This is a genomic window from Pseudarthrobacter chlorophenolicus (assembly GCF_000962805.1).
In the GTDB taxonomy this organism is placed as follows: domain Bacteria; phylum Actinomycetota; class Actinomycetes; order Actinomycetales; family Micrococcaceae; genus Arthrobacter; species Arthrobacter chlorophenolicus_A.
Genome location: NZ_JZTW01000004.1, coordinates 29,452 through 53,432, shown reverse-complemented (window position 1 = coordinate 53,432; position 23,981 = coordinate 29,452). Strand labels below are relative to the sequence as shown.

The window sequence follows — 23,981 nt, the reverse complement described above, 5'->3', positions numbered from 1 at the left end:
CCCTTAACAGGTGAGTTTGACCATTCCTTCCCCCTTGTCCGGCGCCCCCACCGAAGAACCGGTGACAGGCCTGCCACGTGAAGCCACGGCGCGTACCTACCAGGTGCGCACGTTCGGCTGCCAGATGAACGTCCACGATTCCGAGCGGATGGCCGGAATGCTCGAGGACGCCGGGTACGTCCCCGCAGAGGGTGACCGGGCCGACGTCGTTGTGTTTAACACGTGCGCCGTGCGTGAAAACGCGGACAACAAACTCTATGGAAACCTTGGCATCCTGGCGCCCGTCAAGGCCGCCAACCCGGGCATGCAGATCGCAGTGGGCGGCTGCCTGGCACAGAAGGACCGCGAAACCATCCTGAAGAAGGCCCCGTGGGTGGATGCCGTTTTTGGCACCCACAACGTCGGTGCACTCCCTGCCCTGCTGGAACGGGCCCGGCACAACGACGAAGCACAGCTGGAAATCCTGGAATCCCTGGACGTGTTCCCCTCCACTCTTCCCACCAAGCGCGACTCCGTCTACGCCGGCTGGGTTTCCATTTCCGTCGGCTGCAACAACACCTGTACCTTCTGCATCGTGCCGGCGCTGCGTGGCAAGGAAAAGGACCGCAGGCCGGGGGACATCCTGGCAGAAATCCAGGCTCTGGTGGACGACGGCGCCATTGAGGTCACCCTCCTGGGCCAGAACGTGAACTCGTACGGCGTGGAATTCGGGGACCGCCAGGCGTTCTCCAAACTCCTGCGCGCCTGTGGCGATATCGACGGCCTGGAGCGCGTCCGCTTCACCAGCCCGCATCCGGCAGCCTTCACGGACGACGTCATCGACGCCATGGCGGAGACCCCCAACGTCATGCCGCAGCTGCACATGCCGCTGCAGTCAGGGTCGGACGGCATCCTGAAGGCCATGAAGCGGTCGTACCGGTCCACGAAGTTCCTGGGCATCCTGGACAAGGTCCGGGAAAAGATCCCGCACGCTGCGATCTCCACCGACATCATTGTCGGCTTCCCGGGTGAGACCGAGGAGGACTTCCAGGCCACGCTGGACGTCGTAGAAAAATCGCGTTTCGCCACCGCCTTCACCTTCCAGTACTCCAAGCGTCCCGGCACACCCGCCGCGGACCTGCCGGACCAGCTGCCCAAGGCAGTGGTCCAGGAACGCTTTGAACGACTGACCGCACTGCAGGACAGGATCGCCGCGGAAGAAAACAAAAAACAACTGGGCCGCCGCGTTGAGGTCATGGTCACCGCGCAGTCCGGGCGGAAGGCTGAAGAAACCCACCGCCTGTCCGGACGTTCACGGGACCAGCGGCTGGTGCACTTCTCCGTCCCGGAGGGCGCGCCGGCACCCCGGCCAGGCGACCTGGTCACCGTCACCATCACGGACGCCGGCGCCTTCCACCTCATCGCGGATCCCGCGCTGGGGGAGTACAGCCTGCGCCGCTCCCGCGCGGGCGACGCCTGGGACAGGTCCCAGGCCGAGTCCTGCGGCGTCCCGGCACCGGGCACCGGCGACGGCCGCAAGGGCGTTTCGCTCGGCATGCCGTCGCTGCCCGTGCGCACTTCCTGATCCGTGGGCACCCCGCCCGTCATCGCCGTCGTCGGTCCCACCGGGTCCGGAAAATCCGATCTTGCCGTTAATCTGGCACTCGAGCTGGACGGCGAGGTCATTAACGCCGACGCCATGCAGTTCTACCGCGGCATGGACATCGGAACCGCCAAGATCACCCCTGCCGAGCGCCTGGGCATACCGCACCACCTCCTGGACGTCCTTGATGTCACGCAGGAAGCCAGCGTCTCGGACTTCCAGCAGCAGGCACGGCAGCTGATCAGGGACATCCACACCCGCGGAAAGCGGGCCATCCTGGTGGGCGGCTCCGGGCTTTATGTCCGCGCCGCCCTCGACGTACTCGAGTTTCCCGGTACCGATCCGGGTCTGCGCCGCAGCCTGGAAGCCGAGCTGGCTGCGCACGGAACGGCATCCCTGCGGGCGCGCCTCCAGGACGTGGACCCGGCCTCGGCCGAACGGTTGAACGATGACCGGCGCATCATCCGTGCCCTGGAAGTCCATGAACTTACCGGGCGTCCCTTCAGTTCCTTCATGCCCCGGCGGGAGTACTTCCAGCCTGCTGTCCAGATTGGCTTGTCCGTGGACCGCCCGGCGCTGCATGAACGTCTGGCCGCCCGGGTGCATGCCATGGTGGACGCCGGCCTGCTGGCTGAAGTCCGCCGGCTTGACGCACTGGGCCTGCGCACCGGGAAGACTGCGTGCCGCGCCCTGGGCTATTCGCAGTTCCTGCAGGTTATTGACGGCTCCGCGTCGGTGGCCGAGGCTGCTGAAAGCACCATCGTCGCCACCCGGCAGTTCGCCCGCCGCCAGCTGACCTGGTTCCGCGCCGACCCTCGAATTACGTGGATCGACTGGCAGGACCAGGATCTACTGGTCCGGGCCGCAGGACTTTGCGGCCGGTAGCCTGACGGTTTCCGGTGTGATTGGGCCTGCCGGTAGGCTTGACGGCATGGATGCAACCCTGACAGAGACCACCGGAACCGCCTTTCAAACACTGGCAGGGCTGAGGTTCTCCAAGGGGCATGGAACGGGCAACGACTTCGTCCTGGTGGCCGATCCGGAGGGCGCGCACACCATCGAAGCCGGCCACGTGGCTGCCCTGTGCAACCGGCACCTCGGCATCGGCGGAGATGGCCTGATCCGGGCTGTTCCGTCACGGTTCCTTCCAGAGGGCCGTGAGATCCTCGCCGCCAACCCGGACGCCGAGTGGTTCATGGATTACCGCAACGGCGATGGTTCGCTGTCCGAAATGTGCGGCAACGGTGTCCGTGTCTTCGTCCACTTCCTCCGGGCTGAGGGGCTGATCGATCTCCCGGTGGGCGGCGCCGTTGCCATCGGAACCCGCGGCGGCCTGAAGACAGTGGTACGCACCGCCGACGGCTATGCAGTGGACATGGGCCCGTGGGAGTTCATTTTCCCGGGCGAGGCCACGGCCAAAGCCATGGACTCGCTGGTCACCGCCGAAGGCCTGGAGGTCCCGCGCCCGGCCCTGTCAGTCAGTATGGGCAACCCGCATACCGTGGTGGCCCTCGCCGAACTCGCGGAGCTCGAAGCAACCCGCCTCTACACCGCCCCGGCCGTGGAACCGCTCCCCGCCAATGGCACCAACGTGGAATTCGTGGTTCCGTCCGAGCCGCTGGTCCTTGACGGCATCGGCTCCGTCACGATGCGGGTACACGAACGAGGCGTGGGGGAGACGCAGTCCTGCGGTACGGGAGCCTGTGCCGCCGCCGTCGCAATCCGTCACTGGGCCGGGGCCGGCGCCCCGGACGCCTGGCGCGTCAACGTTCCGGGCGGAGTGGTGGGGGTTAAATTCTTCGCAGGCCCCGGCGGCCACGAGCATGTAGAGCTCAGCGGCCCTGCCGTCATTGTGGCGTCGGGGACGCTTTCCTGACTTTCAGTACGCGGAACGATTTCGACGTCGACTCCCGCGTCACCGTGAAAGACGCGTCGAGCTCTGCCGCCAGCCAGCGCTGCAACGAATCCGACCCCAGGTTTTTTTGGACCACCAGGTAGGCAGTGCCCCCGGGGGTGAGCCGCGGCAGCCACAGCTTCAGCAGGGAGTGCAGCTCATCCTTGCCGATCCGGATGGGCGGGTTAGACCAGATGGTGTCGAACCGGACCGTGGGATCCACGTCCTCCGGCGTGCTCGCTGAAACATTCGACAGGCCGAGTGCTGCGGCGTTCCCGTTGGTCAGGGCAATGCAGCGTTCGTTCACGTCCACGGCGTAAACCTGCGCATGGGGTGCCTTCAGGGCCATCGTCAGGGCGATGGGGCCCCAGCCGCAGCCAATATCCAAGAGGTTGCCGGTAGCTGCGGGGGCGGGAACCTCCGCGAGAAGAACCGCGGTTCCCTTATCGATTCCGTCCGGGCTGAAGATGCCGCTCGAGGTCTGCAGCGTCCGCGTTTCTCCGGCGAGTTCCACCGTCAGCGGCTTCCGGGTGAAGGGGCCGGCGGGCGATGCGCTGAAATAGTGTGCGGACTCCATAACAGGCCAGAGTAGTTCCCCCCGCAGCGTAAAGGGAAACCGCGCCATGGCGCCTCTGCTAGTCTTGACAGCATGTTCTTGATCTTCGAGTAGCCGGCCCGGGCGCTTGCCCGTCCCGCTCTCTTGTCCGCGGTGTCCATTCCCGCCAGCGATTCTGCCCACAGCGACGCAGGCTCTCCGCCTTCCGCTTGTGCACCGGAGCAAACTTCACCGTTTGCTGCGGACGCCGGACAACACTCGAAGCTTGATTCCTTTCATGCTTCCTGCCGTGACGCCGGTCCCCATCCGTTCCGCCGCCTTTTCCCTTGCGGCGCCCAGACTGCCGCGGCATTGTTGCCCGGCTGCCAGTACAGGAGACACTGCATGACCGCAGCCCCTCAGCCCAGCGCGAATACTTCACCACATTCCACCGAACGGCACTATTCTGGAACTGCCGAAACTTCGAAGGAGACCATGACCAGCCAGCCCAACACCGGATCCGATCCGGCAGCCCAGGATATGAGCCCAGCGGAAATCCAGGCTGTGATCGACAGGATCCTCGCCAAGGACGTACCGGCCGGCTCCGGAACGTCCGAGGGCGCCGGCGACGCGAAGGCGGTCCTCGGCAAGGCCCAGGCCATCTCCCGACTGGAAGCCGAGCACTCCGAATACGACGGCGACCAGCAGGACCTCGAAGAGCGGCGCGCCCTGCGCCGCACAGCAGGCCTTTCCACCGAACTCGAAGACGTCACCGAAGTCGAATACCGCCAGCTGCGGCTGGAGCGCGTGGTCCTCGCCGGACTTTGGTCCGAAGGCACCCTGGCCGACGCCGAGAACTCCTTGCGGGAACTCGCAGCCCTGGCCGAGACCGCCGGCTCGGAAGTGCTGGACGGCCTTGTGCAGCGCCGTGCTAAGCCGGACCCCGGCACGTTCCTGGGCTCGGGCAAAGCGCAGGAGCTCAAGGACATTGTCATGTCCACGGGAGCGGACACAGTGGTGGTCGACGCCGAACTGGCGCCTTCCCAGCGGCGCGGGCTGGAAGACATTGTCAAGGTCAAGGTCATCGACCGCACCGGGCTCATCCTGGACATTTTCGCGCAGCATGCGAAGAGCCGCGAGGGCAAGGCCCAGGTTGAGCTGGCGCAGCTGGAGTACCTGCTTCCCCGCCTCCGTGGCTGGGGCGAGTCGATGTCCCGCCAGGCCGGCGGCCAGGTTGGCGGTGCCGCCGCAGGCATGGGTTCGCGCGGCCCCGGTGAGACGAAGATCGAACTGGACCGCCGCCGGATCCGCACCCGGATGGCCAAGCTGCGGCGGGAAATCGCCGCGATGAAGCCTGCCCGGGAAACCAAGCGCGCCAACCGCCGTCGTAATGAAGTGCCGTCCGTAGCGATCGCGGGCTACACAAACGCCGGAAAGTCTTCGCTGCTCAACCGGTTGACGGACGCCGGGGTACTGGTGGAGAACGCCCTGTTCGCCACACTGGACCCCACTATCCGCAAGGCCGAGACCTCAGACGGCCTGGGCTACACCCTGGCCGACACCGTGGGCTTCGTCCGGTCCCTCCCCACCCAGCTGGTGGAGGCCTTCCGGTCCACGCTGGAGGAAGTAGCCGACTCCGACCTCATCCTGCACGTGGTGGACGTGTCCCACCCGGATCCTGAAGGCCAGATCGCCGCCGTGCGGAAGGTCTTCGGCGAGGTTGATGCACGCAAGATCCCGGAGATTATCGTCCTGAACAAGGCCGACGCCGCAGATCCGTTTGTGGTGGAGCGGCTGAAGCAGCGCGAACCGCGCCATGTGGTGGTTTCTGCCCGCACCGGCGAGGGAATCGCGGAACTGCTCAGGACCATCAGCGATTCGATTCCGCGCCCCGGCGTCGAACTTGAGCTGCTCATCCCGTACAACCGCGGCGACCTGATCAGCAAGCTGCATGACTCCGACGCGGAGATCATCAGCATGGACCATGTCGAGGCCGGAACCCGGGCGGTGGTGAAGGTCCGCGAGGGCCTGGCCGCCGAACTGGAATCCTTTGCCGACAATGCCTGAGGCTGTGGCAACTGAGTCCAGGGAAACGGCCGGCGGGCAGCTCGTCATCGAGCTGCTCGACCGGGCCGTTTCCGCCATGGGCGGCCAGAGCCGTTCCGGGCAGCATGAGATGGCGCGGCAGGTGGCGCAGGCCATCGAAACCGGCAACCACCTGCTGGTGCAGGCCGGGACCGGTACCGGAAAGTCGCTGGCGTACCTGATCCCGCTGATCGCCCATGCTCTTGAAAGCAACAAGCCGGCGCTGGTGTCCACGGCTACGCTCGCCCTGCAGACACAGATCGTCGGCAGGGACCTGCCCCGGCTCCTCAAAGCCATCACCCCGGCCCTCGACCGGCCGGTCAAAGTGGCGCTGGTCAAGGGCCGGTCCAATTACGTCTGCAGGCACAAGCTGGAAGGCGGGTTCCCGTCCGAGGAACCCTCCGAAGGGCAGCTCTTCTCGCTCGGTGAGGACACCAGCGTGCCGCATTTCGCCGCAGCCGCCGGCGGGCCGCAGTCCCAGCTCGGAAAGGAAGTGGTCCGGCTCCGGGAATGGGCGGAAAAGACATCCACAGGAGACCGGGACGAACTCCTGCCCGGCGTGACGGACCGGGCCTGGAAGCAGGTTTCGGTAACGTCCATGGAGTGCCTGGGCTCCCAGAAATGCCCCCTGGCCGAGGAATGCTTCAGCGAGCTGGCCCGCCAGGACGCTGCCGAAGCCGACGTCGTAGTGACCAACCACGCCATGCTCGCGGTCAGCGCGTTCGAGGGACTCGCGGTGCTGCCGGAGTACGACGTCGTGGTGGTGGATGAGGCCCACGAGCTGCAGGACCGGGTGACCGGAGCCGTGTCCGGCCAGCTGTCCGTCGCCATGGTCCACGCCGCTGCCTCAGGCGCCCGTAAACACACGGCCATCACCGTGGACGCGCTCAATGCCGCCGCGGCGAACCTGGAGCTGGCCCTTGCCGGCGTGCCGAGTGGGCTGCTCCCCAACGGACTGAACGACGAACAGCTCGACTGCGTGGACCAGCTTCGCGAAGCCTGCAGGGCGGCGCTGTCCGATTCCAAGGGAGACAGCAGCAACGCTGCCGACGGCGGCAGGCAGCTTGCGCGTTCACGCCTGATGCTCATCCTTGAACTGTCCGAGCGGCTTTTGGCTGCCAGGGAGAACCGCGAGGTCGTGTGGATCTCGCGCGCCGGAACCTTTGATCCGGGACAGGGCTATTCCCAACCGGACGACAACGCTCCCGCGCTGGTCAACATCGCGCCGCTGTCCGTGGCCGGAAGGCTGCGGGAGGGGCTCTTCGCCGGGCATACAGTAGTCCTGACCTCCGCAACCCTGGCCATCGGTTCTGCCTTCGAACCCGCGGCCGGGGGATTGGGCCTGGTGGGCGAAGGGGCACCTGCCTGGACCGGGATCGACGTCGGCTCGCCGTTCGACTACCCCAAGCAGGGCATCCTGTACGTGGCCGGGCACCTGCCCAAGCCAGGCCGTGGCGCGTCGCCGGAATCGCTGGCGGAGCTGGAGGCCCTCATCCGCGCCTCGAACGGCGGGGCGCTGTGCCTGTTCTCCTCACGGCGGGCAGCCGAAGAGGCAGCCGAAGCGCTCCGGCCCAAGCTGGGCATGACGGTCCTCTGCCAAGGCGATTCCACCATGACGGCACTCGTCAAGCAGTTCGCCGACGAACCGGACACGTGCCTGTTCGGCACCATGTCGCTGTGGCAGGGCGTTGACGTCCCCGGAGTTTCCTGCCGACTGGTCGTCATCGACCGCATCCCCTTTCCCCGCCCGGATGATCCCCTCATGACGGCCCGCTCCCGGGCCGTGGCGCAGGCTGGCGGCAACGGGTTCATGTCCGTCTCGGCGACGCATGCCGCCATCCGGCTGGCCCAGGGCGCCGGCAGGCTGATCCGCTCCACCGGCGACAAAGGGGTGGTGGCGGTCCTCGATTCCCGCCTGGCCACGGAACGCTATGCCGGGTTCCTGCGCGGCGCCCTGCCGCCGTTCTGGGCTACGACCGACCGTACGACGGCGATCGCGGCCTTGGAGAGGCTTGCCGGGGAAACGCCGTAGGCGCCACGGGGAGATGCCGATAAGGAAGGCGCCGTTCCAAGGGAACGGCGCCTTCCTTATCGGCTGGACTGCTGTGGCCTGTTGTTGACCGGCGGCCGCGTTACAGCGACCGGAGGACCGAAACCACCTTGCCCATAATGGTGGCGTGGTCGCCGAGGATCGGTTCGTACTGCGTGTTCTGTGGCAGCAGCCACGTGTGGCCGTCGCGCTGGCGAAACGTCTTGACTGTGGCTTCGTCGTCCAGGAGGGCAGCAACGATGTCTCCGTTCGCGGCGTCGGCCTGGCGCCGGACCACTACCCAGTCGCCGTCGCAGATGGCGGCGTCCACCATGGAATCACCGGCCACCTTCAGCATAAACAGTTCGCCCTGGCCCACCAGCTGGCGGGGGAGCGGCATAACGTCCTCCACCACCTGGTCAGCAAGGATGGGGCCGCCGGCGGCGATGCGGCCGACGAGGGGCACCATGGCCGTGTCCAGAGCCGTGGGCAACTCCGTGACGGAGGCCGTGATCCCCGGGGAGGCCGCCGCCGCGGGTTCCGCTGCCTGACTGGCCGTCCTGCCGGTTGCCCCGCCGTCCAGGGTCAGCGGCATCAGGACTTCCATGGCCCGGGGCCGCTTCGGATCACGCCGGAGGTAGCCCAGCTTTTCCAGCTGCGAGAGCTGGTGGGTGACGCTCGAGAGGCTCGCCAGCCCTACGGTGTCCCCGATCTCGCGCATGGACGGCGGGTAACCGTTGACGTTGACCGAACGCTGGATGGTCTCGAGGATTTTCTTCTGCCGCGGCGTCAAGCCTTTGGCTGTTCTTTTCGGCTGCGAGGTCGCCCTGCCCCCGGTGGCTGCTGCTGCCATGTTCGCCGTTGCCTTTCGGTTGCCACCGGGCTTTCAACTGCACCGGACTGAGTGTTCCCGCCGTCAATGTCAGACCCTGCTGATCAACTTCAGGAGTGGATGTTCCTGCCTCCAAACGTAGGTCAGCCACATTGCTTTTTCAAACATTTGTTCTAGCGAGTCTCGACATTGTTCGTCCATAGGTGCTAAAACTGAATCAAGCATTATTCGAATATGTGTTCTAACGAGGCGAGTAGCCTTTCGAACACGGAGCCGGTCAGGCAGCATCTTGGGGCGGCACCAGCAGGCAACACCAACAGACGCAGTACGGTCCAGGAGGGCTAAGGTCATGTCAGCTACATCCGCTTTCAGGTCACACGGTTTCGACGTTTACGGCAACGGTGCCCGGGATAAGCAGGCGCCACGGGAAGGCCGGGTGCCTGTCCAGCGGAAGTCGGCCAAGGGGCACAGCGGCCAGGCGCCGCTGCCACCACTGCGCCTCACGCGGCGCGGCAAGGTGGTACTGATCGGGATTCCCCTGGTGCTGGTGGCGGCGCTCCTGCTGTCCCTGGCAGGCTTCTTCAACTCTCCGGCCAAGGCCTCCGACTCCGCAGCAGACCTCACCGTGACCCCCACCGTCACGGTGACTGTGCAGCCGGGTGAGTCACTGTGGGGGATCGCCGCCGACCTCGCACCGGAGCGGGACGCCAGGGACGTTGTGGCGGATATTGTGCAGCTCAACAACCTGTCCGCCGGGAAGATTCTCCCGGGGCAGCAGCTGTACATTCCCACGCGCTAAACCTGGCGTGGAGCGGCCCTTTCCGGCTGAAACAGCGTCCGGGTGGGGCAGGCGTGCCGCCCGGAGCGGATTTGCGCGGGCCGGAGCGAACCGTCACATTTTCGGGCGACAGTCCCTCCCACTAAACTGTTCAGGTGAATGACCAGCTTGAACGCCTGAACCGGCTTCCCCTCCGCAGCAACCTCCGGGGCATCACGCCCTACGGTGCCCCGCAGCTGGATGTCCCCATCCTCCTCAACGTCAACGAGAACACCCATGGTGTCCCTGCCGATGTCACGGCCGCCATCACTGCGGCGGTCGCCGAGGCTGCCGCCGGACTGAACCGCTACCCCGACCGGGAATTCACCGAGCTCCGCAAGGCCCTTGCAGAGTATCTGGGCCACGGCCTGGATGAGTCCAACGTGTGGGCTGCCAACGGCTCCAACGAAGTCCTGCAGCAGATCCTTCAGGCATTCGGCGGTCCGGGCCGCACTGCGCTGGGCTTTCCCCCCACGTACTCCATGTACCCCCTGCTGGCCAGCGGCACCGACACCGGATACATCAAGGGCGAGCGTGAGGACGGGTACGGCCTCAGCGCCGAATCTGCCGCCCGCCAGGTCCGGGAGCTGAAGCCCAACATCGTCTTCCTGTGCTCACCGAACAATCCCACCGGCACCGGCCTCGGCCTGGACGTGGTGGAAGCGGTCTACGAAGCCGGCGCCGAAAGCCAGGCCATCGTGATTGTGGATGAGGCTTACCATGAGTTTGCCCACGACGGCACACCCAGCGCCCTGACGCTGCTGCCCGGCCGGGAGCGGCTGATCGTCTCCCGCACCATGAGCAAGGCATTCGCGCTGGCAGGCGCCCGGCTGGGCTATATGGCAGCCGCGCCGGAAGTAACCGACGCGCTGCGCCTGGTCCGGCTCCCATACCACCTGTCCGCCATCACCCAGGCAACCGCCCTGGCGGCCCTGCAGCACCGCGAAGCCCTCATGGCGGATGTCGAGGACATCAAGAAGCAGCGCGACCGCATCGTGGCCGAGCTGACCCGCATGGGCCTCAAGCCGGCGGCGTCAGACTCAAACTACGTCTTCTTCGGTGGGCTGGAGAACCCGCACGAGGTCTGGCAGGGGCTGCTGGACGCGGGTGTGCTGATCCGCGACGTCGGCATTCCTGGCCACCTGCGGGTCACTGCCGGCACTGAGACGGAAACCACAGCCTTCCTGACCTCCCTGGAAAGCATCCTTGCCAGCCAGCCGGCCCTTCCCGCCTAGACTTGAAGAACCGGCGCTGGACGCCCTGACCACCCCTTCCTGCCACAAAGGACACCTGACCATGACTTCCACCGGATCGAACGCGGCCGCAGCCCGGACCGCACGCATGGAGCGTGCCACCAGCGAGTCGTCCGTGCTCGTGGAAATCAATCTCGACGGTACCGGCGTCTCGGACATCGACACTTCCGTGCCGTTCTACGACCACATGCTCACGGCCCTGTGCAAGCACTCGCTGATCGACATGACGGTCAAGGCCACCGGGGACACCCACATCGACGTCCACCACACCGTGGAGGACGTCGCCATCACCTTCGGCGAGGTGCTGCGGACCGCCTTGGGCAACAAGGCAGGCATCCGACGGTTCGGGGAAGCCACCGTGCCGCTGGACGAGGCCCTGGCCAACGCAGTGGTGGACGTCTCCGGACGCCCCTACCTGGTGCACGGCGGCGAGCCCGCCGGCCAGGAATACCACCTGATCGGCGGCCACTTCACCGGCTCCCTCACCCGCCATGTCTTCGAGGCCATCACCCTGCACGCCGGCATCTGCCTGCACATGAATGTCATTGCGGGGCGGGACCCCCACCACATCGTGGAAGCCCAGTTCAAGGCGTTCGCCCGTGCCCTGCGTGCCGCCGTCGAACCCGATCCGCGGGTTGAGGGCATCCCGTCCACCAAGGGTGCCCTGTGAGCGGCCAGATCCTGAAGGACGGGGCCATCACCGACCCGTCCGCTTCACGCAAGCCCGCATCCCCGGAGGGGAAGCCCACCGTTACGGTGCTCGACTACGGTTCAGGTAACGTCCGTTCGGCAGTGCGCGCCCTCGAACGGGCCGGCGCTGAGGTCATCCTCAGCGCCAGGCCCGAGGATGTCCTGAATGCGGACGGCCTGGTGGTTCCCGGCGTCGGAGCCTTCGAGACGGTCATGCGCGAGCTCAAAGCCGTGGATGGCATCAGGCTCATCGGCCGCCGGGTGGCGGGCGGACGTCCCGTCCTGGGGATCTGCGTGGGCCTCCAGGTACTTTTCGAGGCCGGCGTCGAGCACGGCACCGAGGCTGAGGGCATCGGCGAATGGCCAGGAAAAGTGGAGCTGCTGCCGGCCGACGTTGTTCCGCACATGGGCTGGAACACCGTCAAGGTCCCGGAGGGTTCAAAACTCTTCGCCGGTGTGGAAGGCGAGCGGTTCTACTTCGTCCACTCCTACGGCGTGCAGGAATGGAACTTCGACGTCATCCAGCCACTGATGGCCCCTCCGCTGGTGACCTGGTCCGAACACGGCGCACCCTTCATTGCCGCCGTTGAAAACGGACCGCTGTGCGCCACTCAGTTCCACCCTGAGAAGTCAGGTGATGCCGGCGCGCGGCTGCTCCGCAACTGGGTGGACGCGTTGCGCCGGCCCGCTGAAACCGGCAGCGGCGACCCTGCTGGCGGCGCCTGAATGTGGTCCATCGTCCTGATGGGACTGGCCGGCCTGCTGGTGGGCGGTGCCCTCTCCTTCCGGCAGCAGCACAAGCCCCTGTGGACCCAGGTTTCGTTCTACGTCCTGGCAGCGATGTCCCTGCTCGCCGCCTACCTGCTGACCCTCCCGGCCAGCTGACCGGCGCCTGGCCAACGAGTCCGGCCACTGACGCGCCCCGGCACCGTGCCGGCAGCCCGACACACCCCACCCCACAACACCAAGGATGAAGATGACCACCGCAAACGATCTGCCGGTACTTGAACTGCTGCCCGCCGTCGACGTCGTCAACGGCCAGGCCGTGCGGCTGGTCCAGGGTGAGGCCGGCAGCGAAACCAGTTACGGAACCCCGCTGGAGGCTGCGCTGAACTGGCAGCAGCAGGGCGCCGAATGGGTGCATCTCGTGGACCTGGACGCAGCCTTCGGCCGCGGCTCCAACGCCGAACTCCTCCGCGAGGTGGTTGGGCAGCTGGACATCAAGGTGGAACTCTCCGGCGGACTCCGGGACGACGAAACCCTCGAAGCCGCCCTTGGCCTCGGCGTGGCCCGCGTCAACCTCGGCACTGCCGCGCTGGAAAACCCGGAGTGGACGCGCCGGGCCATTGAGCGCTTCGGTGACAAGATCGCCGTCGGACTCGATGTGCGCGGAACCACCCTGGCCGGCCGCGGCTGGACCAAGGAAGGCGGCGACCTTTGGGACGTGCTGGCCCGCCTCGAGGATGCCGGCTGCTCCCGGTACGTTGTCACCGATGTGACTAAGGACGGCACCTTGCAGGGACCCAACGTTGAACTGCTGCGCCAGATGGTGGAAAAGACCGGCAAGCCCGTCATCGCCTCCGGCGGCATCTCCAGCCTCGATGACCTCAAGGTCCTGCGGTCGCTGGTCCCGCTGGGCGTTGAAGGTGCCATTGTGGGGAAGGCCCTGTACGCCGGCGCCTTCACCCTGCCCGAAGCCCTCGACGTGGCCGGCCGCCGCTAGGCTGCCGGAAGCCGACGCGATGGCCAGCAACGATTCAGGCGCCCCCGCACCCCGCCACCTTCCCGGCCACATCGCCGCGGCGTTGGCAGGAGCCGGTGGCGCGACCGACTCCGCAGGCCAGCCCTGGGCGGGCCGCAGCCTCGCCGGCGACGACGCGAAGATCCACAATTTCGAGGACGACGACGGCACGGCCAATGCGGGTTACCGCGCTGCCCTGGCGGGGTTGCGTGGGGGAACCGGCGACGAAGCCGCCGTCGTGGCCTCGCTGGCCACGGCGCGGGTGTTCATCCCGATCGTGGCCCAGCTGGCAGAAGAGGCGGAGTCTGACCACGGCCTGCACGGCGACAAACAGGCAGACATGGCTCTGGTGACGCTCAAGGCCGCCGACGGCAGGACCGCGCTGCCGGCCTTCACGTCAACGGAGGCCCTGAGCGCCTGGCACCCCGAGGCCCGCCCCGTGGCCGTCTACGCAGCACGCGCTGCGCTGTCCGCCGTGGCGGAAGGTGCAGAACTCGTTGTCCTTGACCCGGGCGCAGATGTCACTTTCGTGGTTCGCCGGCCGGCCGTATGGGCGCTGGCCCAGCAGAAAACCTGGCTGCCGTCCTACGCAGACGAAGAACTGGCAGCCGGGATGGGTGCGGCCGCCGCTGCGTTCCCTGCTGTCCGCCGGATCGAGCTCCTGCCCGGCGGGGGAGTGGCAGCCCGCGCAGCGGACGGGACCGTACTGCCGGGCGGCGGTGCCGGACCCGAACTGCAAGTGGTGCTGTACCTTGAGGACGGGCTGGACGCCGCCGGCGTGCAGCACCTGGTGGCCGCGCTGCAGGCAGAGTGGTCCCGGAATGTATTGTTTGGGGAGCGGGTCGATTCGCTCGAGGTCAAGCTGCGGCGCGCAACCGGCTAGTTGTCAGGAGCGGGGCTGCCCCGGGTTCCTGAGGCATACGTAAGGAACTTTTTTCGTGAACTTCGCGCTGTACCGGGAATTGCTGGCCGTCCGGCCGATCCGGAGGCTCTTGCTGGTGGGCATGGTTGCCCGCATTCCACATTCTGCAGCGGGGGTGCTTCTGACCCTTCACATCGTCCTCACCCTGGGGCAGGGGTACGCCGCTGCCGGTGCTGCCGCCGCCGTGATGACGATCGGTATCGCGGTTGGAGCTCCTTGGCGCGGGCGCCGGGTGGACACCGTCGGCCTCCGCCGCGCGCTGGTCCCGTCCGTGATTTCCGAAGCGGTCATCTGGTCCATCGTCCCGCACGTGTCCTACCAGTGGCTCCTGCCGCTGGTATTCGTCGGTGGCCTGTTGACGCTGCCCATCTTCAGTGTTGTACGCCAGTCCCTGGGTGTCCTGGCCGACGGCAAGCAGCGGCGCACCGCATTTGCCCTCGATGCCATCAGCACCGAGATGGTGTTCATGATCGGCCCGGCCGCCGGCGCAGTGGTGGCAACGAGCGGGCATACGACGGCGGGCCTCACCGTGGTGGGCCTCTCCACCTCCCTGGCGGGGCTGTTCCTGATCTGGTTCAACCCGCCCACCCGCAGCCCGGACCAAACCGCGGAATGCTTCGAGGACGAGCAACACGCGGCTGAAGCAGCAGTGGTCTCCGCTGCGCCCGCCCACCTGCAGGAAGCCGCGGCGGAGTTGCTGCCTGCCGGGGCGGAGCATTCCCCAGGTGTCAGGGGCAGAGTGGCGCACAGCTTCTCCTGGTTTACGCCTGCGGTGGGTGCGGTCTTCGCCGTCGCCGCGGGAGCCGGCATGGTTCTCAGCGGCAGCGACGTGGGCATCGTGGCGGCCCTGGAGATCGGCGGGCACCAGGGCGAGATCGGAATTGTGTTCCTCTTCTGGTGTGCGGCATCCGTGGTGGGAGGCCTGGTCTACGGCGCCATGCACAGGCCTGTGCCGCCCTTACTGCTGCTGCTGGGCATGGCCGCGTTCACCATTCCCATGGGTTTCGCCTCCGGAACCTGGACGCTGGCACTGCTGTCCATCCTGCCCGGGCTCCTGTGCGCACCAGTGCTGTCCGCCGCCTCGGAGAAAGTTGCCGACCTTGTGTCCGAAGAGCGCCGCGGCGAAGCGATGGGTTGGTACGGTTCGGCGCTGACCGCCGGGGTGGCCCTGGGGTCACCACTGGCGGGCGTCTTCATAGACGGTATTGGCCCCTCCGGCGGCTTCGTGTCCGTAGGGGTGGCCGGCGTCCTCCTGTGCCTCGCGGGCATGCTCCTGCAGCAGCGCCGGCGGCGCCAGGTCAAAGCCTGACCGGACCGCCCCTCCCTGAAGAGTTTTGGGCAGATACGGGGACTTCGGGGCCCGTGAAATCCCGTTATCTGCCCAAAAACTCTGCGCCGGGGAGTTAACGCACGACGGCGGGACGACCACTTAAGGGTCGTCCCGCCGTCGCACGCTGCGTGGGGGAGTGCTGGGCTAGTTGACTGCGCCCGTGAACTTTTCGCCCGGTCCCTTGCCCGGAGCATCCGGGATCAGCGACTCTTCACGGAAGGCCAGCTGCAGGGAGCGGAGGCCGTCGCGCAAGGGACCTGCGTGCTGCGATCCGATTTCCGGGGCTGCCGCCGTCACCAGCCCGGCCAGGGCGGTGATGAGTTTACGGGCCTCGTCCAGGTCCTTCAGGTCGGCAGCGTTCTCTTCCGCGGCCAGGCCGAGCTTGACGGCGGCGGCGGACATCAGGTGGACGGCGGCGGTGGTGATGACCTCGATGGCCGGAACTTCGGAGATGTCCCGGACCTGCTGGGAAACGTCGGCGGAGTTGCCGGCGCTGTCCTGGGCAGGCTCGAAAACGTACGAATTACTGTCTGGGGTGCTCATACTGGTAAGCTTGACACAGACCGACTGAATGTCGTTATTTCAGAGATTGCCCTCAAAGGCCAGGTTCCCAGCAGTGCCATTACGCGCTGACGGGAATTTTCTCTGTAGAATGACATGCAGTTTGCAAGCGGAGTTCTCTCCCACCCGCGTCAGCCGTTGTTCCGAGGTTCCGTCAGGATCCCGTGGAACGCAAGGTTGCCGGGTACACGGTTGGGCATTGGTCCGGCAGTTCGCCGAACCAATGCATGCAGGCCCGTCCCGGGCCGGCAGCACCAACCCGATCTGAGGCCTTCGATTGCTCCGGCAATTGGGGGCCTTCTCTATTTGCCGGGATACAACAACAAAAACAGGAGCTTTAACATTAGCGAGCCAAGAATCAATGAGCGTATCCGCGTCCCCGAGGTGCGGCTGGTCGGCCCTGCAGGTGAACAGGTAGGAATCGTCCGTATTGAGGATGCCCTGCGTCTGGCTGCCGAGTCCGACCTTGATCTCGTTGAAGTTGCACCTCAGGCGAAGCCTCCGGTGTGCAAGCTGATGGACTTCGGCAAGTACAAGTACGAAGCCGCGGTCAAGGCACGCGAAGCCCGGAAGAACCAGACGAACACCGTTCTGAAAGAAATCCGCTTCCGCCTGAAGATCGACACCCACGACTACGAAACCAAGCGCGGGCACGCACTGCGCTTCCTCGGTGCCGGTGACAAGGTCAAGGCCATGATCCAGTTCCGCGGCCGTGAGCAGCAGCGTCCGGAGATGGGCATCCGCCTCCTCCAGCGCTTCGCCGACGACGTCGCTGAAGTCGGCGTGGTTGAGTCCAGCCCGCGCATCGACGGCCGCAACATGGTCATGGTGGTTGGTCCGCTGAAGAACAAGGCAGAAGCGAAGGCGGAGGCACGCCGTGCCACCCAGCGCGCCGAAGCCAAGGCCGAGAATGAAGCCAAGGCTGCGGGCAGGCTAGACACGTCCGGCAAGGACCAGGCTCCCATGACCCAGTCGCTGGCGGATCTGCTGCCGGAGGGCTTCACGGTCTCGACTGAGGCTGAAGCTCCGGCCAAGGCTGAGCAGGCAGCTGTGGAAGCTCCCGAAGCGGCCGTTGCCGAGGCTCCGGCCAAGGCAGCTGAAGTGGCTCCCAAGCAGGAGGCACCGAAGCAGGAAGCTCCCAAGCAGGAAGCCCCGAAGGCTGCGGCCCCGGCGCCCAAGCAGGAAGCCCCGAAGGCTGCGGCCCCGGCGCCCAAGCCGGTGGCGGCTCCCAAGCCTGCAGCTGTCCCGGCGCCGCCGAAGCCGGTGGCCCGGCCTGCTGCGCCGAAGCCGGCCGCACGCCCTGTTCCGAAGGCAGCACCCAAGCCCTCGGGTAAGAAGACCACTTAGTCCACAGCTGCCGACGGCTCCGGCCATCGGCAGACAGCAACCAGCAAGCCGCCCCGGGGCGGCTGCGCGATAGAGCTGCAGGCATAGCCTGCGGATACGTAAGGAGATCGGTTCCCATGCCGAAGATGAAGACCCACAGCGGTGCTAAGAAGCGCTTCAAGCTGACCGGCAGCGGCAAGCTGCGCCGCCAGCAGGCCAACCGCCGCCACTACCTCGAGCACAAGTCCTCCAGGCTGACCCGTCGCCTCGCCGGCGACAAGATCGTCTTCAAGGGCGACGCCAAGGTCATCCGGAAGATGCTCGGCATCTAATTTCCAAGTTTCCTGGCTGACTGCCGTCCGGCAGCCGGTCAATTGCCAAAAAGCCTTCTCAGGCCACCGGAACATCCGGTGACAGATGCTTGGGATCAGATTTTCGAAGGAGTACGCACGTGGCACGTGTGAAGAGGGCGGTCAACGCCCACAAGAAGCGCCGGGTTATCCTTGAACGCGCAAAGGGCTACCGTGGACAGCGTTCACGCCTGTACCGCAAGGCCAAAGAGCAGCTGCTGCACTCGTTTGTGTACAGCTACGGCGACCGCAAGAAGAAGAAGGGCGACTTCCGCCGCCTGTGGATCCAGCGCATCAACGCGGCTTCCCGCGCCAACGGCCTGACCTACAACCGCCTGATCCAGGGCCTGAAGGCCGCTGAGGTTGAGGTTGACCGCCGCATGCTGGCTGAACTGGCCGTCTCCGACGCCAACGCCTTCGCTGCACTGGTCAAGGTTGCCAAGGACTCCCTGCCTGCCGACACCTCCGCTCCCGCTGTTCAGGCTGCCCCCGCCGCCGCCCCCAAGGCTGCGAAGAAGCCGGCTACGCGCAAGAAGGCTGTCGCTGCCGAGGCTGCTGCCGAGTAAGCACCCCGCTGCCCCCAGGGGCGGTTCAGGAACCGGTGGCACCAGCCACTAGAGTTCTTGTATGAACAAAACCGGGCGCCCGCAAGATTCCCCACTGTCCAATCCCCGAGCCGATCGGGTCCGTGACGTGGCGAAACTTGCAGGGCGCCCGGCGCGTTTAAAGCGCGGCCACTTCCTGGCCGAAGGTCCGCAGTCGGTGCGCGAGGCCCTGAGGCTCCATCAGGAGCGGCTTGCAGCGGGTTCCCCCGGCGTAGTCACCGACGTATATGCCAGCGAGGCGTGCCTGGACCGCTTTCCGGAGTTCGAGGAACTTGCCGAGGGGACCAACGCCTGGTTGGCCACGGATGAAGTCCTGGCAGCGATGGCGGATACGGTCAATCCCCAGGGGATCATTGCCGTCTGCAGGTTCGTTGACGTGTCCCTTGAGGCCGTGCTCGACGCCGGGCCCCGCCTCATTGCCGTCCTGTGCCAGGTGCGGGACCCCGGCAACGCCGGAACTGTCCTCCGCGCCGCCGACTCGGCCGGTGCCGACGCCGTGGTGCTCACCGGGTCCAGCGTCGATATCTATAATCCGAAGGCGGTCCGCTCAACTGCCGGCTCGCTGTTCCACCTTCCCGTGGTCCTGGGCGCTGAAGCGGCTGATCTGGCGGCGGCATGCAAGGCACGCGGAATCGGTATCCTTGCAGCAGACGGGTACGGAGCCTTGAACCTGGACGCCCTGCAGGATGAAAGCGCGCGGCGCAGGCTCACCGGGGCGGGTCCCGAATCGGCGTACGACCTGGGTGGCCCGACTGCCTGGCTGTTCGGCAACGAGGCGCAGGGGCTGTCCGCGGAAGAACTGGAGCTGGCGGACCACCGGGTAGCTGTGCCGGTCTACGGTGGTGCCGAAAGCCTCAACCTGGGAACGGCGGCCACCGTCTGCCTTTACGCGAGTGCCAGGTCGCAGCACAACTGAGATCTCCTTGCCCCGGGGAAAGAGTATCTGCCGCTCAGTGCGCCGGGACAAAAGTAAAGGCCCCGGAAGATCCGGGGCCCTGGATAGCGGCAGATTCCGCTGACGGTGCCCTCTAGGGCGCGCGGGTTGCCTTGCCGCGGCCAGTGATTGCTCCGTAGATGCCGGCAACCACCAGGCCGCCAACAATAGCGAGAATCCAGGTTCCGAGGTCGAAGAAGCCAAGATCGCCCCGGTTGAACAGGAGGCTGCCAATCCAGCCGCCTACGATGGCGCCCACCACACCCAGAACCAGGCTGGTGACCCAACCGCCGCCGACCCTGCCGGGCATGACGGCTTTAACAATGGCCCCAACAATCAGGCCGAGAATAATCCAAGCAAGAAAACCCATGTTTCCTCCTCATATATTCACGGGAACGTGATGGTCCCGATGAGGCTCAAGCTAACATAACGGGCCCGCAAAGTCAGCAGGGGGCGGGCCTTGCGCCTGCTGCATACGGGGGCGCACCGTGGGTACGGTATGCATGGCCGGAAACGAAGCCGGACCGGTGATGCGACAATCCCGAACCTGGAGGGGCCACCGTGGCTGCACATGGCGGAAACAAAGCGATCATTGCGGCGCTGGCCGCAAACCTGTCCATCGCCGCATTGAAGTTCATCGCCTATTTCCTGACCAGGTCATCGTCAATGCTCGCCGAGGCGATCCACTCTGTAGCTGATTCCGGAAACCAGCTCCTGCTTCTGGTGGGCGGCAAGAAGTCGCAGCGGGCCGCCAGTCCCCAGCACCCCTTCGGGTACGTACGGGAGCGCTATATCTACGCCTTCATCGTCTCCATCGTGCTGTTCAGCCTCGGTGGCCTTTTCGCCCTCTTCGAAGCCTGGGAGAAGCTCCGCGATCCGCACGCAATCGAAGGGGAATTCTGGTGGGTTCCGCTGGCTGTCCTGGTGGGCGCCATCCTCGCCGAGGGCTTTTCCTTCCGGACGGCGATCCGCGAATCGAACCGCTCCCGCGGCTCCCAGTCCTGGGTGAAGTTCGTCCGCAGCGCCAAACAGCCGGAGCTCCCGGTGATCCTGCTCGAGGATTTCGGCGCCCTGCTGGGCCTGGCGTTCGCCCTGATCGGGGTCGGCATGACCCTCCTGACCGGCAACGGACTGTGGGACGCCGCGGGAACGGCCATGATCGGACTGCTGCTTGTTGCCATCGCCGTTGTGCTTGCGTTGGAAACCAAGTCACTGCTCGTGGGGGAGTCCGCCACACGGCGGGACGTCGAAAAGATCACGGCCGCCATCGAGTCCGACGGCGGCCGGCTGATCCACCTCAAGACGCTGCACCTTGGGCCGGAAGAACTCCTGGTAGCGGCCAAGATAGCCATCAGCAGGTCCTCCACGGGAGAGCAGATCGCCACGGAGATCGACGCCACGGAGGCAAGGATCCGCACCGCTGTCCCCATAGCGCGTGTGATCTATCTCGAGCCTGACCTGCAGCGGACGTCCGCGCTGGAAGACCGATAGCCAAAGAACTCCGCCGGCCGCCGCGCCCCAGCGGAAGTTCAGGCCGCCAGCGGCTTCCGGCGCTCCAACACGCCGCTGAGGACGGCGACGCCGAAGCCAAGGATGGCCAGGACGGCACCTACCAGCGCGGGCGCCACATAGCCCCACCCGAGGGCGATCACGAGGCCACCAAGGAAAGCGCCCAACGCGTTGGCGACATTGAGCGCCGCGTGGTTCAGCGAGGACGCCAGCGATGGGGCGTCCCGGGAAGCATCCAGTAGCCGGGTCTGCAGCGAGGGGATCAGCATGGACCCGGAGGCGCCCACCACGAACACCATGACCAGTGCCGACCACGGCCAATGCACTGCCACGGCGTAAACCACCAGGGCCACCGCAATGGCGGGCAGGACTTTGTACAGCGTTCCCATCACCGATTTGTCGGCGAGCCTCCCGCCCACGAAGTTGCCTGCCACCATGCCCAGGCCGTACAGGGCCACCACCAGGGGAATCATCGACGACGGGATCCCGGCCACCATGGTCATGGTGTGGGCGATGTAGGTGTATGTGGCAAAGAAGCCGCCAAAACCCACCACACCGATGAGGATGGCCAGCCACACCTGCAGCCGCTTCAAGGCGCCGAGCTCACGCCTGATGCTCGCGTCGGGGTGGGCAGCCTGGAAGGGCACAAAGCGCCAGACCATCACCAGGGTCAGCAGCCCGATGAAACCGACCAGGACGAACAGCAGCCGCCAGCCGTACGTCTGCCCCAGCCAGGTGGCGAACGGTACGCCCACTACGTTGGAGATGCTCAGGCCGGCCATCACCATCGAAATCGCCCAGCCGCGGCGGGTGGGCGGAACGAGGGACGCGGCGATAACCGCGGCAACACCGAAGAACGCGCCGTGCGGAAGGCCGGCGGCGAAGCGCGACACCAGCATGGTGCCGTAGTCGGGAGCCACGAACGACGTCAGGTTTGCCACAGTGAAGAACAACAGCAGGCCCAGGGCGAGCTGCTTGCGCGGCAGCCGCGCGCCGACGGCCGCCAGCAGCGGTGCTCCCACCACCACGCCCAGGGCGTAGGCGGAAATCAGGTGGCCAGCTTCCGGCGTGCTGATGCCCAGCCCTTGTTCCACCTCTTTCAGCAGGCCCATCATGGTGAACTCGGTTACCCCGATGCCGACGCCGCCCATGGCCAGCGAAAGGATCGCCAGGGCCAGGTTGCGGGAGGTCAGGGGACCCGCCGTGGACGTTTGGGTGGCGCTGCTCATAAGCCTGCTTTCCGAAGTGGATTGCTGATGGACGAAACACATGCCACGACGGTGGGGCTGCACGGCCCGGATGAACCACGGGCCCGGATTTGGTCAACTGCCTCCCGGGGACGGATATTCCCCGGGAAGCCCGGCCGGTGTTCCCATTGTCCCCCATAGACTGAAGCTGTGACTGAACTGATACAGGTGGTGGGCGGAGCCGTGGTGGACCGGCTGGCCCAGCCGACGCTGCTGCTCGTGGCAAGGCGGAATGCCCCCGAAAAACTGGCCGGCCTTTGGGAGTTCCCCGGTGGCAAGGTTGAACCCGGAGAGGAACCCGAGGCCGCACTCCGGCGGGAACTGCTGGAGGAACTGGGCGTTGTTGTCCGCCTGGGGGCGGAGCTTCCGGCCGACGGACCCGGCGGCTGGCCGCTGAACGACCGGGCCGCGATGCGCGTCTGGTCCGCAGAGGTTGTCTCCGGCGACCCCAGTCCGCTGGAGGACCATGATCAGTTGCGCTGGCTGCCCCTCAACGACCCGGATGCCGTCCTGGCGTTGCCGTGGATACCGGCGGACTTCCCGATTGTCCGTGCATTGCTCGCTGCCCTGGCCGTTCCGGCCGCGGGGCGCTGACCTAGAAGAGGGCCTGCTGAGTGCCCGCAGCACCACCGTGTGGGGCGGAACCGGCTGCACCGCGCACCGTCCGGGCTTCGGGGATGATGCCTGCAGGGTACACGGCTTCCTCATCACGGGGATCAAGGTCCCGGTGGCTGAACCCGGACGAGAAGGCAAAGCCGTGCCGTGCCTTGAAATAGCGCACCTTGCCCGCCAGCCAGGTCCTGTACTCCTTGGACGCGTAGGAGCCTGACCCGTAGAGGCGGCGGTAGCGGCCTGCCAGCCCGGGGTGGTTTGCGGCAATCCACTTCATGAACCATTCCCGGGTGCCGGGTTTGAGGTATAGGGCGCCCGCGCTGACGCCGGTGGCTCCGGCTGCGGCCAGCGAAGCGAAAAGTGCGTCCAGGGCTTCGTCGCTGTCCGAAAGCCACGGCAGGATGGGCATCGCCATGACCCCGCACGGAAGGCCCGCCTCCCGGAGCCTGGACACGAGCTTGAGCCGTGCCCGCGGACCCGGCGTTCCCGGTTCTATGGCCTCGGAGAGGGCCTCGTCCGTCATGGCCAGTGATATGCCCAGGCCAACAGGGACTTGTGCTGCGGCGCTCTTCAGCAACGGAATGTCCCGCGCCAGCAGCGTTCCCTTGGTCAGGATGGACAGGGGAGTGCCGGAATCAGCCAGCGCAGAAATGATGCCGGGCATCAGCCGGTACCTGCCCTCCGCACGCTGGTAGGGGTCGGTGTTGGTTCCCAGCGCAACCTGCGGCCGTGTCCAGGACGGCTTGGCCAACTCCTTGCGCAGGACCTCCGCCGCGTTGACCTTGACCACCACCTGGCTGTCGAAGTCCAGGCCGGCGTCAAAATCGAGATAGGTGTGGCTCTTGCGGGCAAAACAGTAAACGCAGGCGTGGCTGCAGCCGCGGTAGGGATTCACGGTCCACTCAAACGGCATTTTTGAACCGGCCGGCACCCTGTTCAGCACGGATTTTGCGGTGACCTCGTGAAAGGTGATGCCCGCAAACTCCGGTGTGGTGACGGAACGGACCAAGCCGGCAAGGGGAAGAAGTGCGGGAGCGGCAGCGGAACCGTCCCCGGGTGCCTGCAGCAGTGCCTGCGCGTCCCATCTCATGCATTTATTCGAAGACATGTTCGAATGAATGTCAAGG

General features: G+C 66.2%; 25 protein-coding genes. 19 read left to right on the top strand and 6 right to left on the bottom strand.

Annotated elements, in window-relative coordinates:
* Positions 1–10: 10 nt before the first annotated feature.
* The 3 genes from miaB to dapF are packed head-to-tail and all read left to right on the top strand — an operon-like array spanning position 11 to position 3,458.
* Positions 11–1,564, top strand: coding sequence for a tRNA (N6-isopentenyl adenosine(37)-C2)-methylthiotransferase MiaB (gene miaB, locus UC32_RS05925; protein ID WP_082071952.1), 1,554 nt, complete (start codon positions 11–13; stop codon positions 1,562–1,564).
* Between the two features lie 3 nt (positions 1,565–1,567).
* The gene (gene miaA / locus UC32_RS05920) at positions 1,568–2,467 is read left to right on the top strand and encodes a tRNA (adenosine(37)-N6)-dimethylallyltransferase MiaA (protein WP_045730342.1); all 900 of its coding nucleotides are present in this window, start codon (positions 1,568–1,570) and stop codon (positions 2,465–2,467) included.
* 46 nt (positions 2,468–2,513) lie between these two features.
* A complete protein-coding gene (dapF, locus tag UC32_RS05915) occupies positions 2,514–3,458 on the top strand; it encodes a diaminopimelate epimerase (RefSeq protein WP_045730341.1) in 945 nt (314 codons plus the stop codon).
* Here dapF and UC32_RS05910 read toward each other — a convergent pair.
* Positions 3,430–4,053: a class I SAM-dependent methyltransferase gene (locus UC32_RS05910; protein ID WP_045730340.1), complete on the bottom strand. Its 624-nt coding sequence runs from the start codon at positions 4,051–4,053 to the stop codon at positions 3,430–3,432. The genes dapF and UC32_RS05910 overlap by 29 nt on opposite strands.
* A gap of 453 nt (positions 4,054–4,506) precedes the next feature.
* On the opposite strand from UC32_RS05910, the gene hflX reads away from it, so the two are divergent.
* Together hflX and UC32_RS05900 are read left to right on the top strand one after the other, a co-directional pair.
* Positions 4,507–6,078, top strand: a complete 1,572-nt coding sequence (hflX, locus tag UC32_RS05905) for a GTPase HflX (protein WP_045730339.1) — start codon at positions 4,507–4,509, stop codon at positions 6,076–6,078.
* Positions 6,071–8,128 (top strand): ATP-dependent DNA helicase, encoded by a 2,058-nt coding sequence (locus UC32_RS05900; protein ID WP_045730338.1) that lies wholly within the window; start codon positions 6,071–6,073, stop codon positions 8,126–8,128. The genes hflX and UC32_RS05900 overlap by 8 nt, the downstream gene beginning before the upstream one ends.
* 100 nt (positions 8,129–8,228) lie before the next feature.
* Here UC32_RS05900 and lexA read toward each other — a convergent pair whose 3' ends face one another.
* The gene (lexA, locus tag UC32_RS05895; RefSeq protein ID WP_045730337.1) at positions 8,229–8,978 is read right to left on the bottom strand and encodes a transcriptional repressor LexA; all 750 of its coding nucleotides are present in this window, start codon (positions 8,976–8,978) and stop codon (positions 8,229–8,231) included.
* Positions 8,979–9,306: 328 nt separating this feature from the next.
* On the opposite strand from lexA, the gene UC32_RS05890 reads away from it, so the two are divergent.
* From UC32_RS05890 to UC32_RS05860, 8 genes are all read left to right on the top strand, one after another.
* A complete protein-coding gene (locus UC32_RS05890) occupies positions 9,307–9,756 on the top strand; it encodes a LysM peptidoglycan-binding domain-containing protein (protein ID WP_235423597.1) in 450 nt (149 codons plus the stop codon).
* A 134-nt stretch (positions 9,757–9,890) separates the two neighbouring features.
* Complete coding sequence (locus UC32_RS05885) at positions 9,891–11,009, top strand: histidinol-phosphate transaminase (RefSeq protein ID WP_045730336.1); 1,119 nt, start codon at positions 9,891–9,893, stop codon at positions 11,007–11,009.
* A gap of 61 nt (positions 11,010–11,070) precedes the next feature.
* On the top strand, positions 11,071–11,697 hold the full coding sequence (hisB, locus tag UC32_RS05880; RefSeq protein ID WP_015936684.1) for an imidazoleglycerol-phosphate dehydratase HisB: 627 nt from the start codon (positions 11,071–11,073) through the stop codon (positions 11,695–11,697).
* Entirely contained in the window at positions 11,694–12,443 is a 750-nt protein-coding gene (gene hisH, locus UC32_RS05875) for an imidazole glycerol phosphate synthase subunit HisH (RefSeq protein ID WP_045730335.1), read from the top strand. The genes hisB and hisH overlap by 4 nt, the downstream gene beginning before the upstream one ends.
* Entirely contained in the window at positions 12,444–12,602 is a 159-nt protein-coding gene (locus UC32_RS20760; protein ID WP_200896328.1) for a hypothetical protein, read from the top strand.
* Between the two features lie 91 nt (positions 12,603–12,693).
* Positions 12,694–13,440: a bifunctional 1-(5-phosphoribosyl)-5-((5-phosphoribosylamino)methylideneamino)imidazole-4-carboxamide isomerase/phosphoribosylanthranilate isomerase PriA gene (gene priA, locus UC32_RS05870; RefSeq protein ID WP_045730334.1), complete on the top strand. Its 747-nt coding sequence runs from the start codon at positions 12,694–12,696 to the stop codon at positions 13,438–13,440.
* Between the two features lie 19 nt (positions 13,441–13,459).
* Complete coding sequence (locus UC32_RS05865; RefSeq protein WP_045730333.1) at positions 13,460–14,341, top strand: SseB family protein; 882 nt, start codon at positions 13,460–13,462, stop codon at positions 14,339–14,341.
* A 55-nt stretch (positions 14,342–14,396) separates the two neighbouring features.
* Positions 14,397–15,689, top strand: a complete 1,293-nt coding sequence (locus tag UC32_RS05860; protein WP_045730332.1) for an MFS transporter — start codon at positions 14,397–14,399, stop codon at positions 15,687–15,689.
* Positions 15,690–15,854: 165 nt separating this feature from the next.
* Here UC32_RS05860 and UC32_RS05855 read toward each other — a convergent pair whose 3' ends face one another.
* Positions 15,855–16,253, bottom strand: coding sequence for a DUF1844 domain-containing protein (locus UC32_RS05855; RefSeq protein ID WP_045730331.1), 399 nt, complete (start codon positions 16,251–16,253; stop codon positions 15,855–15,857).
* A gap of 402 nt (positions 16,254–16,655) precedes the next feature.
* Between UC32_RS05855 and infC the strand changes: the two genes are divergently transcribed.
* From infC to UC32_RS05835, 4 genes are all read left to right on the top strand, one after another.
* On the top strand, positions 16,656–17,618 hold the full coding sequence (gene infC, locus UC32_RS05850; RefSeq protein WP_045730330.1) for a translation initiation factor IF-3: 963 nt from the start codon (positions 16,656–16,658) through the stop codon (positions 17,616–17,618).
* Between the two features lie 116 nt (positions 17,619–17,734).
* The gene (gene rpmI / locus UC32_RS05845) at positions 17,735–17,929 is read left to right on the top strand and encodes a 50S ribosomal protein L35 (RefSeq protein WP_009358635.1); all 195 of its coding nucleotides are present in this window, start codon (positions 17,735–17,737) and stop codon (positions 17,927–17,929) included.
* Between the two features lie 119 nt (positions 17,930–18,048).
* Entirely contained in the window at positions 18,049–18,513 is a 465-nt protein-coding gene (gene rplT, locus UC32_RS05840; protein WP_045730329.1) for a 50S ribosomal protein L20, read from the top strand.
* 61 nt (positions 18,514–18,574) lie between these two features.
* On the top strand, positions 18,575–19,468 hold the full coding sequence (locus tag UC32_RS05835; protein ID WP_045730328.1) for a TrmH family RNA methyltransferase: 894 nt from the start codon (positions 18,575–18,577) through the stop codon (positions 19,466–19,468).
* Between the two features lie 112 nt (positions 19,469–19,580).
* Here UC32_RS05835 and UC32_RS05830 read toward each other — a convergent pair whose 3' ends face one another.
* Positions 19,581–19,856 (bottom strand): GlsB/YeaQ/YmgE family stress response membrane protein, encoded by a 276-nt coding sequence (locus UC32_RS05830; protein ID WP_015936694.1) that lies wholly within the window; start codon positions 19,854–19,856, stop codon positions 19,581–19,583.
* A gap of 191 nt (positions 19,857–20,047) precedes the next feature.
* On the opposite strand from UC32_RS05830, the gene UC32_RS05825 reads away from it, so the two are divergent.
* Complete coding sequence (locus UC32_RS05825; RefSeq protein ID WP_045730327.1) at positions 20,048–20,977, top strand: cation diffusion facilitator family transporter; 930 nt, start codon at positions 20,048–20,050, stop codon at positions 20,975–20,977.
* A 38-nt stretch (positions 20,978–21,015) separates the two neighbouring features.
* On the opposite strand, the gene UC32_RS05820 is transcribed toward UC32_RS05825, so the two are convergent.
* Positions 21,016–22,224 (bottom strand): MFS transporter, encoded by a 1,209-nt coding sequence (locus UC32_RS05820; protein ID WP_045730326.1) that lies wholly within the window; start codon positions 22,222–22,224, stop codon positions 21,016–21,018.
* 168 nt (positions 22,225–22,392) lie between these two features.
* On the opposite strand from UC32_RS05820, the gene UC32_RS05815 reads away from it, so the two are divergent.
* A complete protein-coding gene (locus UC32_RS05815) occupies positions 22,393–22,836 on the top strand; it encodes a (deoxy)nucleoside triphosphate pyrophosphohydrolase (RefSeq protein ID WP_045730325.1) in 444 nt (147 codons plus the stop codon).
* Between the two features lies 1 nt (position 22,837).
* Here the strand turns inward: UC32_RS05815 and UC32_RS05810 are convergent, their stop codons facing one another.
* Positions 22,838–23,944 (bottom strand): Rv2578c family radical SAM protein, encoded by a 1,107-nt coding sequence (locus tag UC32_RS05810; protein ID WP_045730324.1) that lies wholly within the window; start codon positions 23,942–23,944, stop codon positions 22,838–22,840.
* Positions 23,945–23,981: the final 37 nt, after the last annotated feature.

Bases quoted from the DNA above. Each gene is read 5' to 3' on its own strand.
- dapF (WP_045730341.1), top strand. From the start codon at position 2,514: ATGGATGCAACCCTGACAGAGACCACCGGAACCGCCTTTCAAACACTG.
- UC32_RS05910 (WP_045730340.1), bottom strand. From the start codon at position 4,053: ATGGAGTCCGCACACTATTTCAGCGCATCGCCCGCCGGCCCCTTCACC.
- hflX (WP_045730339.1), top strand. From the start codon at position 4,507: ATGACCAGCCAGCCCAACACCGGATCCGATCCGGCAGCCCAGGATATG.
- UC32_RS05900 (WP_045730338.1), top strand. From the start codon at position 6,071: ATGCCTGAGGCTGTGGCAACTGAGTCCAGGGAAACGGCCGGCGGGCAG.
- lexA (WP_045730337.1), bottom strand. From the start codon at position 8,978: ATGGCAGCAGCAGCCACCGGGGGCAGGGCGACCTCGCAGCCGAAAAGA.
- UC32_RS05890 (WP_235423597.1), top strand. From the start codon at position 9,307: ATGTCAGCTACATCCGCTTTCAGGTCACACGGTTTCGACGTTTACGGC.
- hisB (WP_015936684.1), top strand. From the start codon at position 11,071: ATGACTTCCACCGGATCGAACGCGGCCGCAGCCCGGACCGCACGCATG.
- UC32_RS20760 (WP_200896328.1), top strand. From the start codon at position 12,444: ATGTGGTCCATCGTCCTGATGGGACTGGCCGGCCTGCTGGTGGGCGGT.
- priA (WP_045730334.1), top strand. From the start codon at position 12,694: ATGACCACCGCAAACGATCTGCCGGTACTTGAACTGCTGCCCGCCGTC.
- UC32_RS05865 (WP_045730333.1), top strand. From the start codon at position 13,460: ATGGCCAGCAACGATTCAGGCGCCCCCGCACCCCGCCACCTTCCCGGC.
- UC32_RS05855 (WP_045730331.1), bottom strand. From the start codon at position 16,253: ATGAGCACCCCAGACAGTAATTCGTACGTTTTCGAGCCTGCCCAGGAC.
- rpmI (WP_009358635.1), top strand. From the start codon at position 17,735: ATGCCGAAGATGAAGACCCACAGCGGTGCTAAGAAGCGCTTCAAGCTG.
- UC32_RS05835 (WP_045730328.1), top strand. From the start codon at position 18,575: ATGAACAAAACCGGGCGCCCGCAAGATTCCCCACTGTCCAATCCCCGA.
- UC32_RS05830 (WP_015936694.1), bottom strand. From the start codon at position 19,856: ATGGGTTTTCTTGCTTGGATTATTCTCGGCCTGATTGTTGGGGCCATT.
- UC32_RS05820 (WP_045730326.1), bottom strand. From the start codon at position 22,224: ATGAGCAGCGCCACCCAAACGTCCACGGCGGGTCCCCTGACCTCCCGC.
- UC32_RS05810 (WP_045730324.1), bottom strand. From the start codon at position 23,944: ATGAGATGGGACGCGCAGGCACTGCTGCAGGCACCCGGGGACGGTTCC.